This window comes from Nocardia sp. NPDC051833 (assembly GCF_040681225.1).
Lineage (GTDB): Bacteria > Actinomycetota > Actinomycetes > Mycobacteriales > Mycobacteriaceae > Nocardia.
The window spans coordinates 3,371,095-3,386,949 of the sequence record NZ_JBFAYK010000001.1 but is presented as its reverse complement, the minus strand read 5'-3'; the positions used below and the strand labels follow the sequence as shown (position 1 = coordinate 3,386,949).

The window sequence follows — 15,855 nt, the reverse complement described above, 5'->3', positions numbered from 1 at the left end:
CGTTCAGCGCGCCACCGACGATCCGTGCTCGTCCACCGAGTCACCCTGGACGGCGTCCGACTCGGCACCCGAAGCCGTTGCGGCCGTGGTGTCTTCGCCCGCCACATCGGCGTCGGACTCGGCACCCGAAGTCGTTGCGGCCGTGGCGTCTTCGCCCGCCGCGTCGGCGGCAGGGGCGGCGTCCTCGGCGACAGCGGGGGCGTCCGCCGCGACCTCGGCGCCACCGGCCGCGAGCTCCTCGCCGACGGCGGGGACTTGCTCGGCGCCGGCGTCCGGCGTTTCCACCGCGGCAGCAGCGGAGGGTTCGCCCTCAGCACCTGAGACCGGTTCGGTCACGGCCGATTCAGCGGCACCATCCGACGCAGCCTCGGTATCCACCGCCAGGTCGGCGGCAGCCGTGTCGGCACCCGCTTCATCGACGGCGGGCTCGGCCACATCGGTCACGGATTCGGTCACCGTGTCGGCGGCTGCAGCCTGCGATTCGGCACCGACCGTTTCGGCATCGGACTGCGTCTCCGCAGCGGGCGCGGACTCGGCACCCAGGTCGCCGGTGGCGATCTCGGCAGCGCCGGTTACCGGGGCGGTCTCTGCAGCTGCCTCGGTCGCACCGGTCCGCGACTCGGTGGTGTCGGCTTCCGGCGCGCCCGAGAGCTCCTCGGCCACGGCCTCGGCGACCACGGCGGCGTCGGCCGTGGGTGCCAGCTCGGCAGCGACGACCTCGGCGGCCGACTCCGGCTGCGCGCCTTCAGCGAGCGCTGCGCGGGCGGCGGCGGCCGCGTCGACGGCCTCGGCCTCGGCGGTCTCCTGCTGATCGGCGTTCTCGCCGGTCTCGACCGCCGCGGCATCCGTCGCGATCGCGGTGCCGGTGTCGCCAGTGGTCTCCGCATTCACGGCCGGGGTGTCCACATCCGCCACGGACACCTCAGCGGATTCAGTAGCCGCAGCGGCCTCAGCAGCTTCGGCGGGCGCAGCGGTGGCGGCGGCTTCAGCGGGCGCAGCGGCCTCGGCGGGCGCAGCGGCCTCACCGATCGCGGCAGCCTCGGCAGACGGCACGGACTCCGGCGTCGTGCGGACGATCTCGACGAGTTCCACGGCGTGGTCGTCGAACGCCTCGTAGCGCGGCGAACCGTTGCCCGAGGGGGCGATCACGTCGGAGTGGGCGCCGCAGCCGTATTCGATGTGGACGACGTGGCCGTCGGCGCCCATCGCGTTGCCGCAGACGCCGAAGGATTCGCGCAGGGCGCCGGCCAGCGGCAGGAAGAAGCCGCACAGGCCGCAGGTGGAGGGGGCGGCCTTGGCCATCTCGGTGTCGGGGCCGAACTCGGTATACCAGCGCTGGGCCGCCTCGACGCGGCCCTCGAGGCTGAGCACCTGGGTGCGGCCGAGGCCGATCTCGTGACACACCTCGTCGACCACGGGGTCGCCGGTCGCGATGTAGCCGGGGACCAGGCGGGGATCGTCGGCGGGCGGGGCGAGCAGATCGCCGGGACCGAGGTCGCCGGGGCGGACCCGCTGCTCCCACGGGATGAAGTCGGGGGCGATCAGGGCATCGGGGCCAGGTAGCAACGCCGACTCGCTGACCGTGGCGTATGTGGCCTCCGGCGGCGCGGCGACCACGACGGCCCACTGCCAGCCGCGGTAGCCGGGCAGGGTCGCCTCGAACCGGTGGGTGGCCGCCGACTCGTCCTCGCCGGACACCCCAAGATGCGCTCCGACCCCGTCGGGCTCCAACTCCACGAGCGCACGACGTGCGACTTCGGCCGCATCGGCCAGAACAGGACGCACGCCGGACTCCGAAACAGATACTGCGCTCACGGCATACATTTTGCCGTATGAAGTGCAATCGGAGTTCGTTGGCCGTCGCTGCGCTGGTCAGCCTGCTCGGCGTGGGGGCTTGCGGGGGCCAGGAAGAGCCCGGACCGCCGCGCTGGCGCGTCGAGGTGATCGGCTCGTCACCGCACGATCCGCGGGCCTTCACCCAGGGGCTGGAGGTGGTCGACGGCGTCCGCTACGAAAGCACCGGCATGTGGGGCGTGTCGAGCGCGCGCGCCGCCGATCAGGCGACCGGCGTCGAGACCGCGCGCGTCGATCTGCCGGGCAACCTGTTCGGCGAGGGCATGACGAAGGCGGGCGGGATCGTCTGGCAGATCACCTGGCAGGACCACGTCGCCATCGCGCGCGACCCGGTCACCCTGGCCGAGACCGGCCGCGCCGAGTACGAGGGCGAGGGCTGGGGCGTGTGCGCCCAGCCCCAGCGCCTGGTGATGAGCGACGGCACGCCCACCCTCACCTTCCGCGACCCGGTGACCTTCGCGAAGACCGGTTCGGTGACGCTGTCCGGGTACCCGTCTCCGCAGCCGAACGAACTCGACTGCGCCCCCGACGGCACGGTCTACGCCAACAACTACCCCTCCGACGAGATCCTGCGCATCGATCCGGAGACCGGCCGCGTGCTCGCCGTGATCGAGGCGGGCGGGCTGCTCACCGCGGGTGAGCGCGCGGGCACCGATGTCCTCAACGGCATCGCCCACCTGCCCGGCACCGACCGATTCCTGCTCACCGGCAAGTACTGGCCGCGCATGTTCGAGGTGCGGTTCGTCCCGAAATAGGCGAGCTGTGGCGAACACTGCCGCGCCGCGAGTGAACACGGAGAACCCGCGTGGGCCAGAATTGGACTGTGACTACTCCCCGCGATCCCTCCGGTCCCGACCGTGGTCGCCGGGACGGTAACCCCGCGGGCAGGCATCCCGGCTTCGGGCAGTACCCGCCGCGCGCGGGCACTCCGCGCAAGGTCTTCCCCCGCCCGGACTCGCCCGATCCGCCGACGATCCGGTCGAAGAACCCGTTCCGGCGCGGACGGTCCGAGCCCGACGCCGCCCCGACCGCTCCCCTGCGCGGCCCCGCGCCGCGCGCCAGGCCGGTGCCGCCCGAGCAGGACGCCGGCCCGGCGGGCACCCGCCCGCTGCCCCGGCCCGAGGAGCCCGCCGACGACGAGGTCAAGCAGCGGGTACCGCGCAAGCTCACCGTCACCCGGGTCGCGGCCATGCGCAGCCGCGAACTCACCGAACGCGGGTTCGCCACCTTCCAGCGGGCCGCCAAGGCCGACGGCGCCGACCAGTCGGGCCTGACCGCGCTCACCTACGCCACGATGGCCAACTTCGCGCTCGACGCCGCGATCGCCGTCTCGCTGGCCAACACCCTGTTCTTCGCCAGCGCCACCGCCGAGTCCAAGACCAAGGTGGCGCTGTACCTGCTGATCACCATCGCCCCGTTCGCGGTGATCGCGCCGCTGATCGGCCCGCTGCTTGACCGGTTGCAGCGCGGCCGCAGGCTGGCGCTGGCGACGACGTTCGGGCTGCGCGCGATCTTCGCGCTGCTGCTGATCATCGAGATCGACACGTGGGGGCTGTATCCGCTGGCCCTGTGCATGATGGTCGGCTCGAAATCCTTCGCGGTCCTCAAGAGCGCGGTCACCCCGAGGGTGCTCCCACCGGACATCGATCTGGTCCGCACCAACTCCCGGCTGACGGTGTTCGGCCTGGTCGGCGGCACCATCGGCGCCGGGGCGGTGGCCGCGCTCGCCGCCATGATCGCCGGGTCGACCGGCGCGCTGGTGCTGGCCACCGGCATCGCGGTGGCCGGCGCGTATCTGAGCCTGCGGATTCCGTCGTGGGTGGAGGTGACCGAGGGCGAGGTGCCAGCGACGCTGAGCTATCACGGCGACGACGCGCACACCGAGGTGCTCGAACCCGGCACGGAATCCTCGGTGCCCGCCCGGAAACGACGGCAGCCGCTGGGCCGGGCCGTGGTCACCGGGCTGTGGGGCAACAGCTCCATCCGCGTGCTCACCGGCTTCCTGACGTTCTACATCGCCTTCGTCGCCAAGGGCTCGGGCGGCAGCCCGACCGAGCAGGCGGCCATGCTCGCGGTGGTCGGCGTCGCGGCGGGCATCGGCAACTTCGGCGGCAACGCGACCGGGGCCAGGCTGCAACTGGGCAGGCCGTCGCTGGTGGTGCTCGGCTGTACCGCGGCCTGTACCGCGGTCGCGCTGTTCGCGATGTTCACCGGCAATCTGTTCGGCGCGGCGTTCGCGGCGCTGATCGCGTCCGCGGCGAGCGCGCTGGCGAAGGTGTCGCTCGACGCGGCGATCCAGGACGACCTGCCGCCGGAGTCGATCGCGTCCGGTTTCGGCCGGTCGGAGACGGTGCTCCAGCTGAGCTGGGTGATCGGCGGCGCGGCCGGTGTGCTGCTGCCGATCGAATTCTGGAAGGGTTTCGCGGTGATCAGCGTGATCCTGGTGATCGGCCTGATCCAGACGTTCGTCAGCTACACCGGACATTCGCTGCTGCCCGGCCTCGGCGGCAACCGTCCGCAGCACGCCGAGCAGGAAGTGCCCAACACCCATCCGCACCGGGCAGGCCCCGGTACGGTTCCGCGAGGGACAGGAGACCCCATCCGGTGAGCAAGCTCAACGTCCGCACGATCGTCGCCCTGGTCGCGGCCGGACTCGTCGCCGTCGCCGCGGTGACCGCGGGCCTGGTGGCCTACGGCGTCTCGAAGGCGCCCGAGTACGAGCCGCAGATCACCGCGTTCGCGCACGGCAAGGCGGTCACCGTCGACCCGTTCCTGTACTGCACCGTCACCATGCAGGACTGCCGGTACGGCGAGACCACCGAGCTCGCGACGGTGGCGGGCCTTCCGGTGCAGCTGTCGCTGCCGGACAAGATCGCCGAGTCACCGTGGCTGGTCCAGCTGATCTACCAGCGTCCCTCCGGCGAGCAGGTCGACCGGGTGCTGAGCTTCGCCGACTTCCCCTCGGGCGCACGCGCGCTCACCATCGACACCAAGCCCGAACCCGACCTGCGCCTGGCCGGCATCGAGGTGCAGCTGCCGATCCTGGCCCGCGACACCGTGACCGGCCGCGAGACCTACATCCCGCACGCCGCCTGGTCGATCAGCACCCCCGAGGCCTGAGACGACTCGGTCCCGGACACCGTGGTGCCCGGGACCGAGGAATCGAATCAGTGGTCGAGTTCGCGGGCGACGGCCCGCACGACCTCGGAGATCCGCTGGGACAGCTTGCGATCCGGGTACTTGCCGCGCCGCAGATCCGGCTGGACCTTGGTCTCGAGCAGCGTGATCATGTCCTCGACCAGGCCGTGCAGTTCGTCGGGCGACTTGCGCGGGCCCGCGTCCTTGCGGGCGGGCTGCTGCGCCTGGTTGCCGCGCACGGTCGGCGGCGCCTCGAGCAGCTTCAAGCTGAGCGCCTGCGGGCCACGACGGCCGGCGGCCATGCCGAATTCGACGCGCTGACCGGGCTTGAGACCTTCGACGCCCTCGGGCAGCGCGGAGGAACGGACGTAGACGTCCTCGCCCTCGTCTTGGGAAAGGAAGCCGAAGCCCTTTTCGACGTCGTACCACTTCACCCGGCCGGTCGGCACTGCGCTCACCCGTTCATCATTCGACACCCGGACCCTTGTGGCCCGGGTTACAGCTGCTTGTCGCGAAAAGAACGCGCCCCACAGCAAGGCAGGACGCGATGTGCTGAGAGTCTACCCCGGTTGCTATAACGCGAGCACATCAGTTTTACGGTGCACCGGTGACCAACTCACCTCCGCCCGCCGCCACTCCGCCGGAGCGCGACCCCCGCCGGCCGAGCGATCGCCTGCTGCAACTCGCCCTCGCGCTGTTCGGGGTCGGAATCCTGGCGGTGATCGCCATCTTCGTGACACCGATCGTGTCGGACTCGTCGCCGGGGCTGTGGCTGTACCTGCTCGCGATGCTCGCACCGGTCGGCTTCCTGCTCGCCGTGGTGTTCGCGCTGTGGTCCGGCCGACGCGCGCGTTGACGCGTCAACTGGTTACCCCGGCGAATCGATACCCAGACAGCAGTGTGATCCTCGTCACATAACGGGTAGATAACGAACTGAGCGTGCAACCGTCGCGCACACATGGCACCGCGACTACCTGCGCGGACGCCTCGGGGATCACCCTGAGACCACCCCGAGACCCACCCGTACACGCCGGTTACCAAATAGTGACTTTCCCCGCTGTCCGTCGTACCGTTTCTCTCAGCCGGGGCAACCCCCGGAACCACCGGCCCGCCGCACCGAACCTCACCCCGCGGGTACCGGACCCCGATTGGAATCAGGAGTGAGGGCGGACCGGGAGACCTCTCAGTCCGGGCCACATGCAGGTGCGCACGAGAGGAAGAAACCCGATATGAGTGGACGCCACCGCAAGCCGACTTCCACCGGCCGCACTGTCGCCAAGGTCGCCGTCACCGGCGCGATCATCGGCACCGCCAGTGCAGCTTTCGCAGGAAACGCCAGCGCGGCCCCCGACTCCGACTGGGATCGCCTCGCGCAGTGTGAAGCCGGCGGCAACTGGGGCATCAACACCGGCAACGGCTACCAGGGTGGGCTGCAGTTCTCGCCCTCCACCTGGAACGCGCACGGTGGTGGCGAGTACGCCGCCACGGCCAACCAGGCCACCCGCGAACAGCAGATCGTGGTCGCCGAAAAGGTTCTCGCTTCTCAGGGTTGGGGCGCTTGGCCCTCCTGCTCGTCCCAGCTGGGTCTGAGCAGCGGCCCGAGCGAGCGGATCGCCCCCTCCACCCCGAGCTGGGCCCCGCAGGTGACCGTCCCGCAGGTGCAGGATCCGAGCCAGGAAGTGTTCCAGGCCGTCGATCGCGCCCTCTCCGTCGTGCAGCAGCAGGGTGTCGCCGTGCCGCAGCAGGCGCTCGATTTCTTCAACGCCGCCAAGGGCACTCAGCTCGACCCGGCCGTGATCGACTTCTTCGAGGCGAACAAGGGCCTGCTGCCCTCCTGATCGCCCGCGCAGACAACTAGAGCCCGCATCCCTAGGGATGCGGGCTCTTGTCTTTCCCGTCCGAACTACACCCGGTTGATCACCGTCTGCGGGTGGATGTACGGCAGCGACGATGCCGGGACGGGAAACTCGGTGTCCTCACCGAAGGGCGAGAGGTTACCGGCGCGGGTCGCCGACAGTTCGGTCACGGCGTGCTCGCCGTCGGCCACCTGCGGCCAGCCGTTGTCGACGTAGGGTTTCTTCGATTTGTTCACCACGGGCTCATTCTGGCATACGCACAACGTAGGCTGGATCGGATGATCGCGACGGACTCCCTCGCCGATTGGCTCGGTGCGCGCACCGACCCCCAGCTGGTGAAACTGCTGCAGTTGCGGCCCGATCTGGCGGTGCCGCTGCCCGCGTCGATGTCGGTGCTCGCGGTGCGTGCCCAGCAGCGGGCCTCGGTGCTGCGCGCCGCCGACGATCTCGACACCCTCGAATTCGCGATCATCGAGGCGCTCACCGCCAACGAGGACGCCCGCACGATCGGCACCGAGGTCACCCCGCTGACCCGGACCACCCTGCACGCGCAGCTGAAGGACCGGGTCACCAAGACCGCGCTCACCGCCGCGCTGACCCGCCTGCTCGACCGCGCGCTGGTCTGGCAGACCGGCGACGGCCTGCACCTGGCCCCCAGCGCCGCCGAAGCCCTCCCCTGGCCCCTGGGCGCGACGACGGCGCTGCCCGACGCCCTGACCGAGCCGGAGGTCGCCACCGCGCTCACCGCGGCGAGCCCGGCCGAACGCGCGCTGCTCGAGAAACTGGCCACCACGGGCCCGCGCGGGCGCACCAGGGACGCCGCACCCGGCACGGCCCCCGATCGTCCGGTACCGCGGCTGCTGGCGGCCCGGCTGCTGCACCGGATCGACGACGAGACCGTCGAACTGCCGGTGACGGTCGGCCAGATCCTGCGCGGCGAGCCGGTGACCGACCCGCACGCCCTCGCCCCGCCCAAGCCGACGCTGACCAAGCACGCGCCCGCCGAGGTGAACGCGGTCGGCGCGGGCGAAGTCGGTGAGCTGCTGCGCGATTGCGCCGACCTGCTCGACGCGCTGGGCCGACTACCCGCCCCGGCGCTGCGGGCCGGCGGGCTCGGCGTGCGCGAGCTACGCAGGCTGGCCAAGCAGACCGGCGTCGACGAGACGCGCGCCGGTCTGCTGCTCGAGCTGCTCGCGGCGGCCAAGCTGGTCGAGAAGGGCCTGCCCGAGCCGGTGCCGGAAGTGGACTCCACCGACGACTTCTGGGCCCCGACGCCCGCGGCCGACGCCTGGCTGGACGCGCCGCCCGCCACCCGCTGGGTGCTGCTCGCGCAGGCCTGGCTGGATCTGGACCGGATGCCGTGGATGATCGGGCTGCGCGATGCCGCCGACAAGCCGATCGCCGCGCTCTCGGCGGAACTGCGCATCCCGCACGCGGTGCGCGACCGCCACGCGATCCTCGGCCTGCTCGCCGAGTACCCGAGCGGAACCGCGCTGACCGCCACCGATATCGGCAAGCTGCTGGCCTGGCGGATGCCGCGCAGGCGCAGGCACTTCCGGCTCGACGCGGTGACCGCGACGCTGGCCGAGGCCGCCACCCTCGGCCTGCTCGGGCGCGGCGCGCTCGATTCCGCCGCGCGGGCGCTGCTGCACGGCGCCGACACCAGCGTCGCCGACGCCGAGGCGGAGATGGCCGCCGCGCTGCCGGAGCCGGTCGATCACGTGCTCGTCCAGGCCGACCTCACGGTGATCGCGCCCGGCCCCCTGGTGCCCGAGCTACGCGGCCGGATCGCGCTGGTCGCCGATGTGGAGTCGGCGGGCGCGGCCACGGTCTACCGGGTCGGCGACACCTCGGTGCGCCGCGCGCTGGACGCCGGGATGACCGCCGCCGAACTGCACGCGCTGTTCGCCAACCACTCCCGCACGCCGGTCCCCCAGTCCCTGACGTACCTCATCGACGATGTCGCCCGCCGCCACGGTCAGCTGCGGGCGGGCATGGCGCAGTCGTTCCTGCGCAGCGACGACCCGGCGCTGCTCGCCCAGGTGCTGGCCGCGCCGGTCGCCGACACCCTGGCCCTGCGCGCGATCGCACCCACCGTCGCCATCGCGCTGGCCCCGCTGGGCGAGCTGCTCGAACAGCTGCGCGCGGCCGGTTTCGCACCGGCCGGTGAGGATTCCGCGGGCGCGATCGTCGACCTGCGGCCGCGCGGTGCCCGCATCGCGGTCCGCCCGCTGGCCCGCAAGCCCTATCGCCCGAGCCCACCCAGCGACGAACAGCTCGCGCTGCTGGTCACCGAACTGCGCGCGGGCGAACGCGCCGCCGGTGCCCGCACCGGCCAGTCGGTGCGCGCCGACGGCACCCGCACCGGCACCGCGGCCACCCTGGCCCTGCTCCAGCTGGCCGCCAGGGTGGGCCGCCCGGTGAACATCGGTTACGTCGACGCCCAGGGCGTCGCGAGCCAGCGCGTGGTCGAACCGCTGCGCGTCGGCAACGGCCAGCTCGACGCCGTCGACCCCGTCACCGGCGCGACCCGGCACTTCACCCTGCACCGGATCGCGTCGGTCGCCCTGCTGGATTGAACTAGGCCGGCTTGGCCATGCAGAAGGTGGCCTTGGGGTCGGCGACGGTGCGGAACTGCGTCGCGTCGACGCCGCACTGGAGTTCGTCGGCCACGCCGTCGATGCGCTTGACGACCTTGAAGGTGGCCTCGGGGGCGGTGCAGGCCACGGCCTCGGCGGGGCGCTTGCCCGCGTCGGCGTAGCAGCTGCCCTGGGCGAAGTTCGGCGCCAGGCACAGCGCGGTCTTGGTGTCACCGACCGTGCCGTTGAAGGTGGCGTCGGAGACGTCGCAGGTCAGCGGGGCCGTGCCGACCTGCACGATCCGGTAGTTCGACGTCGCCGCCGCGCAGTCACCGAGCGTGCCGACCATCGCGTCGGCCGCGTTGTCGGTGACCTCGACGCACGAGCCCTTGGCGAGCGAAGCGCCCGCCGAGTCGCTGTCCGACGAACAGGCGGCGACCGCCCCGACCAGTGCGACCGTCGCCACGGGGGCGAGCACAACCCGTGCCAGCAGTCGCTTTCCTGGGAACAACACTGAAAACCTCACTCACCGAACGGTTCAGGCGAACATGACCGCCGGTGACGATACCCAAGCCCGCCGCGGCCGCGCTCGGCCCCGTCGAACCCTGGCTACCATCACAAAGATGACCCTCGACGATGTCGCAGGCGAGCTGTACGGCCTGGACCCCGGCGACTTCGTGCCGACCCGCACCGAGCGGGCCGCCCAGGCCCGTGCCGACGGCGACCGCGAGCTCGCCGCGGCCATCACCGCGCTGCGCAAACCGACGGTCGCCGCGTGGACGGTCAACCTGCTGGCCCGGCACGCGCCGCAGGAGATCGCGGCCCTGCTCGACCTCGGCGAGGCCCTGCGCGCGGCCCAGCGCCAGCTCTCCGGCGACAAGCTGCGCGCCCTGGGCGCCCAGCGCCAGCAGGTGGTCAACGCCATCACCAAGCGGGCGGGTGAACTGGCCGCCGAGCACGACCGCCCGGCGAGCGACCAGGTGCTGCGCGAGGTCGGCCAGACCCTGACCGCCGCGCTGGCCGATCCCGGCGTCGCCGACCAGGTCCGCGCAGGCCTGCTGCCGACCACCGTCACCTACGACGGCTTCGGCCCGGCCGGGTTGGTCGCGATCACCGGCGGCAAGGCCGCCGCCCCGGCGAAGCGCGCGCCCCACAAGGCCGGGAAATCACCCGCCGACGCCGAGGCGGCCCGCCGCGCCGAGGCCGCGCGGGAACTCGACGACGCCGAATCCGCGCTCGCGACCGCCCGTTCCGCGCGCGACGAGGCCGAAGCCGCAGCCGCCCAGGCGAAGACCGCGCTCGACGAGGTCGAGTCCCGCATCGACGAGTTGCGCGCCGCACTCGAGCACGCCGAGCAGCAACGCCATTTCGCCCGCACCGCCGACCATCGCGCCCGGGGCGAATTGACCTCGGCGCGCAGCCAATTCGAGCGGATGCAGCGCTGGGCCGAGCGGGCGCGCGCCCGCGTGGACGAGGACTGACCGCGCGGGGTGGGTCAGCGGCCCAGCGTGCCCGGATAGAGGAACGCCTCACGCGGTGGCGTGGTCGCGTCCAGCCATTCGGCCAGGAACTCACCGAGCGGCAACGAGGTCCGGCTCTGGAGGAACTCCCGGAACTCCGGCATCGAGCCGTGGCCGTCGCGGCGCGCGTTCACGAAATCGTGGACGGCGGTGAAGAACACGTCCTCGCCGAGCAGCTTGCGCAGCGCGTGCAGGAACAGCGGTCCGCGGTAGTAGACCGAGGTGAACTCGTTGCCCGCGCCGGGGCTCGCCAGCGCGACCTCCCAGAACTCCGGATCGTCACGGTATTTCGCGATCTTCTCGCGGTACTTGGTGTCGACGTCGGCGCCATCGATCCGCTCCGGCCACAGGTAGTCGGCGGTGTAGCTGGCGAAGCACTCGTTGAGGCAGATGTCGGACCACTGCCGGATCGACATCGTGTCGCCCCACCACTGATGCGCCAGTTCGTGCACGACCGTGTTCAGGTCGGTCCACGGCGCGTAGGTGGGGCGGGTCTGGGTCTCCAGGGAGAACGGGAGCTCGGCGTCGACGTAGATGCCGCCCGCGACATCGAACGGGTAGGGGCCGTAGAGGTTTTCGAGGAAGGCGAGGATCTCCGGCAACCGCTGCTCGTCGTCGCGGTTGCTCTCCGACTCCGGCGCGAAGGCGCTGAGCACGGGCGTGCCGTCGGGCGTGCGCTGTTCGAGGAAGGTGAAGTGGTCGACGGCGATCGTGGTCAGGTACCCGATCACGGGTTGCCTGGTCTCCCAGGTGGTGTGCAGGCGACCGTCGCGCACCTCGTGCCGGGTGCGGTCACCGGTCGACATCACCTCCCACCCCTCGGGCACCGAGGCGTGCAGCGTGAAGGTCGCCTTGTCCAGCGGGGTGTCGTTGAGCGGGTACCAGGTGCTCGCACTGTGTGGCTGGCCGACGGCGAACGCGCCGCCGCTCGGCGCGTAGGTCCAGCCCTCGCCCTCGGTGTCGGCGGTCGGGCCCGCGTAGTCGACGACGACGCGCATCGGCAGCCCGGCGGGCAGTGGCAGCAGCGGCGTGACGACCAGTTCCTGGTCTCCGTCGCGGGTCCAGCCCGCGGGCTGGCCGTTGATCGTCACCATCAGCACCTCGGGGCCGCGGTAGTCGAGGTCGAACCGGGCCAGCGGCTGGGTCGCGCTGGCATCGATGGTCGCGGTGCCGCGCAGGACGTAGGTGGCCGGGTCGTAGTCGACCGTCAGGTCGTAGTGGGCGACGTCGTAGCCGCCGTTGCCGTCGAGCGGGTAGTAGGGATCGCCGAGCCCCGGCGCCCCGATCAGGCCGGGGTCGGCGCCGATCGGGCGCACGCCCAGCGCCAGCAGGGCGAGCACCGCGCACACTCCGGCCGACCATCGCATCGTCGACTGACACCTTTCGCCTGCTCTGGCTCGGATCCCGCGGACACCTTCCATCGTTCCAGCCGCGCCGCGCAGGTCCTAATATCGGTCGCTCGCGCGGCTCAGCCCAGGTCGCCGGGCAGCTGCTGCGGGTCGAGCAGCAGGCGCTTGGTCGCGGTCCGCTTCACCCGCGCGGCCAGCGCCAGGTTCTCCGCGAGCAGCCGCCATTCCCGCTCGGTGATGGCGGCGCGGGCCCGCTCGATGACCAGCCGATCACGGGTGCCCCAGGCGATCGGCATGGCCGTGACCAGCTGCCACCGTTCGCCGACCTGCCGGGGCGCGCGATCGGTGCGGACCGCGACGGCGGGCACCCGTTCCCCCGGCTCGGGCAGATGTCCGGGCAGCGCGCGCACCTTGCGGGTGATCAGCGCCCAGCTGCGCGTCGGCGCGGCGGGCTCGGCGATGTCGACGAGGGCGAGCAGCACGATGCCGGAGTCCTCGGCCTCGGTGACCACGGCGGGCACCAAAGCGCCGTCCTGGTAGAGCTTTTCGATACTGGAGCGATGCGGCGTCCACAGCGCGACCCACAGCGCGATCGCCGCGACCAGCACGCACACGACGGCGAGCAGATACCCCCAGGCCTGCCCGCTCCACAGCAGCGCGGCCGTTGCCGCGACGGCCAGCCCGGCCACCAGCAGGGCCACCACCCGCAACCTGCGTAACCCGGTGAACGTCTCGTTGACCGCATGAGCGTGCTCACGGTCGACCACGAATTCGAAGCGGCGCACGGTTCCTTCCTAGCACAAGTTGCGGAGGAGTTGCCTCCACTTATCTGCCGAGGACTTCACCGCACGGTACCGCGTTCCGACCGGCCGATCGTTACTACGCGCCGTCACCGATCGGCGGTCCGAGCAGATCGTCGGCGTCGGTGATGCGGTAGGCGTAGCCCTGCTCGGCGAGGAAGCGCTGCCGGTGCGCGGCGTATTCGGCGTCGAGGGTGTCGCGCGCGACCACCGAGTAGAAATGCGCCTGTCCCCCATCCTGTTTCGGCCGCAGCAACCGGCCGAGGCGCTGCGCCTCCTCCTGCCGGGAGCCGAAGGTGCCCGAAACCTGCACCGCCACCGAGGCTTCCGGCAGATCGATGGAGAAGTTCGCGACCTTGCTCACCACCAGCACCGGCACCTCGCCGGACCGGAACGCGTCGAAGAGCGCCTCGCGCTCCTTGTTCTTGGTGGCGCCGGTGATCACCGGCGCGTTCAGGTCGACGCCCAGCTCCTCGAGCTGGTCCAGGTACGCGCCGATCACCAGCGTCGGCGCGTCCTTGTGTCTGGCCAGGATCGACTCCACCACCGGGATCTTGGTGCGCGCGGTGGAGCACAGCTTGTAGCGCTCCTCCGGCTCGGCGGTGGCGTAGGCCATCCGCTCGGCGTCGGTGAGCGTCACCCGCACCTCGACGCAGTCGGCGGGCGCGATCCAGCCCTGCGCCTCGATGTCCTTCCACGGCGCGTCGTAGCGCTTAGGGCCGATCAGCGAGAAGACGTCGCCCTCGCGGCCGTCCTCGCGCACCAGTGTGGCGGTCAGGCCGAGCCTGCGCCGCGACTGCAGATCGGCGGTCATCCGGAACACCGGCGCGGGCAGCAGGTGCACCTCGTCGTAGATCACCAGGCCCCAGTCGCGGCTGTCGAACAGCTCCAGGTGCTTGTACTCGCCCTTGGTCTTGCGGGTGATCACCTGGTACGTGGCGATGGTGACCGGGCGGATCTCCTTGCGCTCGCCGGAGTACTCGCCGATCTCGTCCTCGGTCAGCGTGGTCCGCGCCAGCAGCTCGCGCCGCCACTGCCTGCCCGCGACGGTATTGGTGACCAGGATCAACGTGGTCGCCTTGGCCTTGGCCATGGCCGCCGCGCCGACCATCGTCTTGCCCGCGCCACACGGCAGCACGACCACGCCGGAGCCGCCCGCCCAGAACGAGTCGGCGGCCATCTCCTGGTAGTCGCGCAGGTGCCACTTGCCCTCGGTGTAGTCCAGGCCGATGTCGTGTGCCTCGCCGTCGACGTAGCCGGCCAGATCCTCGGCGGGCCAGCCGATCTTGAGCAGCATCTGCTTGATGTGGCCGCGCTCGGACGGGTGCACGATCACCGTGTCGTCGTCGATCCTGGCGCCGAGCATGGGGGCGATCTTCTTGTGCCGCAGCACTTCCTCGAGCACCGCGCGGTCCAGGCTCACCAGGCACAGCCCGTGCGCCGGATGCTTGACCAGCTGGAGCCTGCCGTAGCGGCCCATGGTGTCGACGATGTCGACCAGCAGCGGTTGCGGCACCGCGTAGCGCGAGAAGTTCACCAGCGCGTCGACGACCTGCTCGGCGTCGTGTCCGGCCGCGCGGGCGTTCCACAACGCCAGCGGCGTGATCCGGTAGGTGTGCACGTGTTCGGGCGCGCGCTCGAGCTCCGCGAACGGCGCGATGGCCTGCCGCGCGTTGCCTGCCAGCTCGTGGTCGACCTCGAGCAGCAGGGTCTTGTCGCTCTGCACGATCAGCGGACCGTCGGTCACAGTGTTCCTTAGCGGCCGGGGCCGCGGGTTCGGGGCCTCGTGACCCCTCGATCGAGCGCTCGATCGAGGGGCGGCCCCGAACGGGCTCGTCGAGCTCGCCCTGTGCGGGGTGCGTTCGGCCGGATGGTTGTGTGGCCGGCGCCTGCGCGATGGATCGCGTCGCCGGCCTTTGTCGATTGTACGGACCCGGGCCGACACGACCCGGGGCGAAGCGAGCGACGTGCGGTCCAGCAGGTGTCGACTGGACCGCGACAAGGCCGCACTGACCAGGTCAGACTCGATGCGTGCTTCAGACGACGGCGGTTCTCGGGGTTGGTGCGGCAGCGCTCGGCATGGTGCTCACGCCGGGGCCGAACATGATGTATCTGGTGTCCCGGACGGTGGCGCAGGGACGTCGCGCCGGGCTGATCTCGCTGGCCGGGGTCGCCGCCGGGTTCGCGGTGTATCTGCTGGCCGCGGCCGCCGGAATCACCGCGGTGTTCGCCGTGGTTCCGGGCCTCTACCTGGGGCTCAAGCTCGCCGGCGCCTGCTATCTGCTGTGGCTGGCCTGGCAGGCGGTGCGCCCGGGTGGGGTGTCGGTCTTCGCACCGGTCGACCTGCCGGTCGATCCGGCCCGGCGCCTGTTCACCATGGGCTTCGTCACGAATCTGCTCAATCCCAAGATCGCGATCATGTACATGGCGCTGATCCCGCAGTTCGTCGATCCCGAACGCGGCGCGCTGTGGTTGCAGAGCCTGTCGCTGGGTGCGATCCAGATCACCGTCGCCCTCACCGTCAACGCGCTGATCGTGCTCGGCGCGGCCGGGCTGGCCGGTTTCCTCACCGCGCGTCCGCTCTGGCTGCGCACCCAGCGGTACCTGATGGGGACCGCGCTCGGTGGGATCGCGATCATGCTCGCCACCGACCGCGCCCGTCCCGCCCCGGCGTGACCCACATCGGCCGGTCGACCGCGCACGACGAGCTGCCCGCGCACTGATCGACACGGGCGCGACATAGGCGACCGGATCGCCAC

The 15,855-nt window shown here is 71.5% G+C and carries 15 protein-coding genes; 8 read left to right on the top strand and 7 right to left on the bottom strand.

Going from position 1 to position 15,855, the window contains the following annotated elements; all coding sequences use genetic code 11:
• Positions 1 to 3: 3 nt before the first annotated feature.
• On the bottom strand, positions 4 to 1,815 hold the full coding sequence (locus AB0L91_RS15455) for a DUF3027 domain-containing protein (protein ID WP_365010373.1): 1,812 nt from the start codon (positions 1,813 to 1,815) through the stop codon (positions 4 to 6).
• Between the two features lie 17 nt (positions 1,816 to 1,832).
• Between AB0L91_RS15455 and AB0L91_RS15450 the strand changes: the two genes are divergently transcribed.
• The 3 genes from AB0L91_RS15450 to AB0L91_RS15440 all read left to right on the top strand — a co-directional run bounded on the left by AB0L91_RS15450 (position 1,833) and on the right by AB0L91_RS15440 (position 4,974).
• Entirely contained in the window at positions 1,833 to 2,609 is a 777-nt protein-coding gene (locus tag AB0L91_RS15450) for a glutaminyl-peptide cyclotransferase (protein WP_365010372.1), read from the top strand.
• A gap of 68 nt (positions 2,610 to 2,677) precedes the next feature.
• Positions 2,678 to 4,462, top strand: a complete 1,785-nt coding sequence (locus AB0L91_RS15445; RefSeq protein ID WP_365010369.1) for an MFS transporter — start codon at positions 2,678 to 2,680, stop codon at positions 4,460 to 4,462.
• Positions 4,459 to 4,974 (top strand): DUF2771 domain-containing protein, encoded by a 516-nt coding sequence (locus AB0L91_RS15440; RefSeq protein ID WP_355271095.1) that lies wholly within the window; start codon positions 4,459 to 4,461, stop codon positions 4,972 to 4,974. The genes AB0L91_RS15445 and AB0L91_RS15440 overlap by 4 nt, the downstream gene beginning before the upstream one ends.
• A 47-nt stretch (positions 4,975 to 5,021) precedes the next feature.
• On the opposite strand, the gene AB0L91_RS15435 is transcribed toward AB0L91_RS15440, so the two are convergent.
• On the bottom strand, positions 5,022 to 5,441 hold the full coding sequence (locus AB0L91_RS15435) for a cold-shock protein (protein WP_355271726.1): 420 nt from the start codon (positions 5,439 to 5,441) through the stop codon (positions 5,022 to 5,024).
• Between the two features lie 158 nt (positions 5,442 to 5,599).
• Here AB0L91_RS15435 and AB0L91_RS15430 point away from each other — a divergent pair, with 158 nt between their 5' ends.
• Both AB0L91_RS15430 and AB0L91_RS15425 read left to right on the top strand, forming a co-directional pair.
• Positions 5,600 to 5,848 (top strand): hypothetical protein, encoded by a 249-nt coding sequence (locus AB0L91_RS15430; RefSeq protein WP_355271093.1) that lies wholly within the window; start codon positions 5,600 to 5,602, stop codon positions 5,846 to 5,848.
• A gap of 373 nt (positions 5,849 to 6,221) precedes the next feature.
• The gene (locus AB0L91_RS15425) at positions 6,222 to 6,830 is read left to right on the top strand and encodes a resuscitation-promoting factor Rpf1 domain-containing protein (protein ID WP_355271091.1); all 609 of its coding nucleotides are present in this window, start codon (positions 6,222 to 6,224) and stop codon (positions 6,828 to 6,830) included.
• A gap of 65 nt (positions 6,831 to 6,895) precedes the next feature.
• Here AB0L91_RS15425 and AB0L91_RS15420 read toward each other — a convergent pair whose 3' ends face one another.
• Positions 6,896 to 7,087: a hypothetical protein gene (locus AB0L91_RS15420; protein WP_019044917.1), complete on the bottom strand. Its 192-nt coding sequence runs from the start codon at positions 7,085 to 7,087 to the stop codon at positions 6,896 to 6,898.
• A gap of 39 nt (positions 7,088 to 7,126) precedes the next feature.
• On the opposite strand from AB0L91_RS15420, the gene AB0L91_RS15415 reads away from it, so the two are divergent.
• Positions 7,127 to 9,427: a helicase-associated domain-containing protein gene (locus AB0L91_RS15415; RefSeq protein WP_365010364.1), complete on the top strand. Its 2,301-nt coding sequence runs from the start codon at positions 7,127 to 7,129 to the stop codon at positions 9,425 to 9,427.
• A 1-nt stretch (position 9,428) separates the two neighbouring features.
• Here the strand turns inward: AB0L91_RS15415 and AB0L91_RS15410 are convergent, their stop codons facing one another.
• Entirely contained in the window at positions 9,429 to 9,893 is a 465-nt protein-coding gene (locus AB0L91_RS15410) for a hypothetical protein (protein WP_355271087.1), read from the bottom strand.
• 157 nt (positions 9,894 to 10,050) lie between these two features.
• On the opposite strand from AB0L91_RS15410, the gene AB0L91_RS15405 reads away from it, so the two are divergent.
• Positions 10,051 to 10,908, top strand: a complete 858-nt coding sequence (locus tag AB0L91_RS15405) for a hypothetical protein (RefSeq protein ID WP_365010361.1) — start codon at positions 10,051 to 10,053, stop codon at positions 10,906 to 10,908.
• 14 nt (positions 10,909 to 10,922) lie between these two features.
• Here AB0L91_RS15405 and AB0L91_RS15400 read toward each other — a convergent pair whose 3' ends face one another.
• The 3 genes from AB0L91_RS15400 to AB0L91_RS15390 form a co-directional block, all read right to left on the bottom strand.
• Entirely contained in the window at positions 10,923 to 12,314 is a 1,392-nt protein-coding gene (locus AB0L91_RS15400) for a M1 family metallopeptidase (RefSeq protein ID WP_365010358.1), read from the bottom strand.
• Between the two features lie 101 nt (positions 12,315 to 12,415).
• A complete protein-coding gene (locus AB0L91_RS15395) occupies positions 12,416 to 13,081 on the bottom strand; it encodes a DUF3239 domain-containing protein (RefSeq protein WP_355271082.1) in 666 nt (221 codons plus the stop codon).
• A gap of 94 nt (positions 13,082 to 13,175) precedes the next feature.
• Positions 13,176 to 14,843 carry a DNA repair helicase XPB gene (locus AB0L91_RS15390; RefSeq protein WP_280344784.1) on the bottom strand — a complete coding sequence of 556 codons (1,668 nt, stop codon included), beginning with the start codon at positions 14,841 to 14,843 and terminating at the stop codon, positions 13,176 to 13,178.
• A gap of 284 nt (positions 14,844 to 15,127) precedes the next feature.
• On the opposite strand from AB0L91_RS15390, the gene AB0L91_RS15385 reads away from it, so the two are divergent.
• Complete coding sequence (locus AB0L91_RS15385) at positions 15,128 to 15,772, top strand: LysE family translocator (protein WP_365010353.1); 645 nt, start codon at positions 15,128 to 15,130, stop codon at positions 15,770 to 15,772.
• Positions 15,773 to 15,855 lie beyond the last annotated feature (83 nt).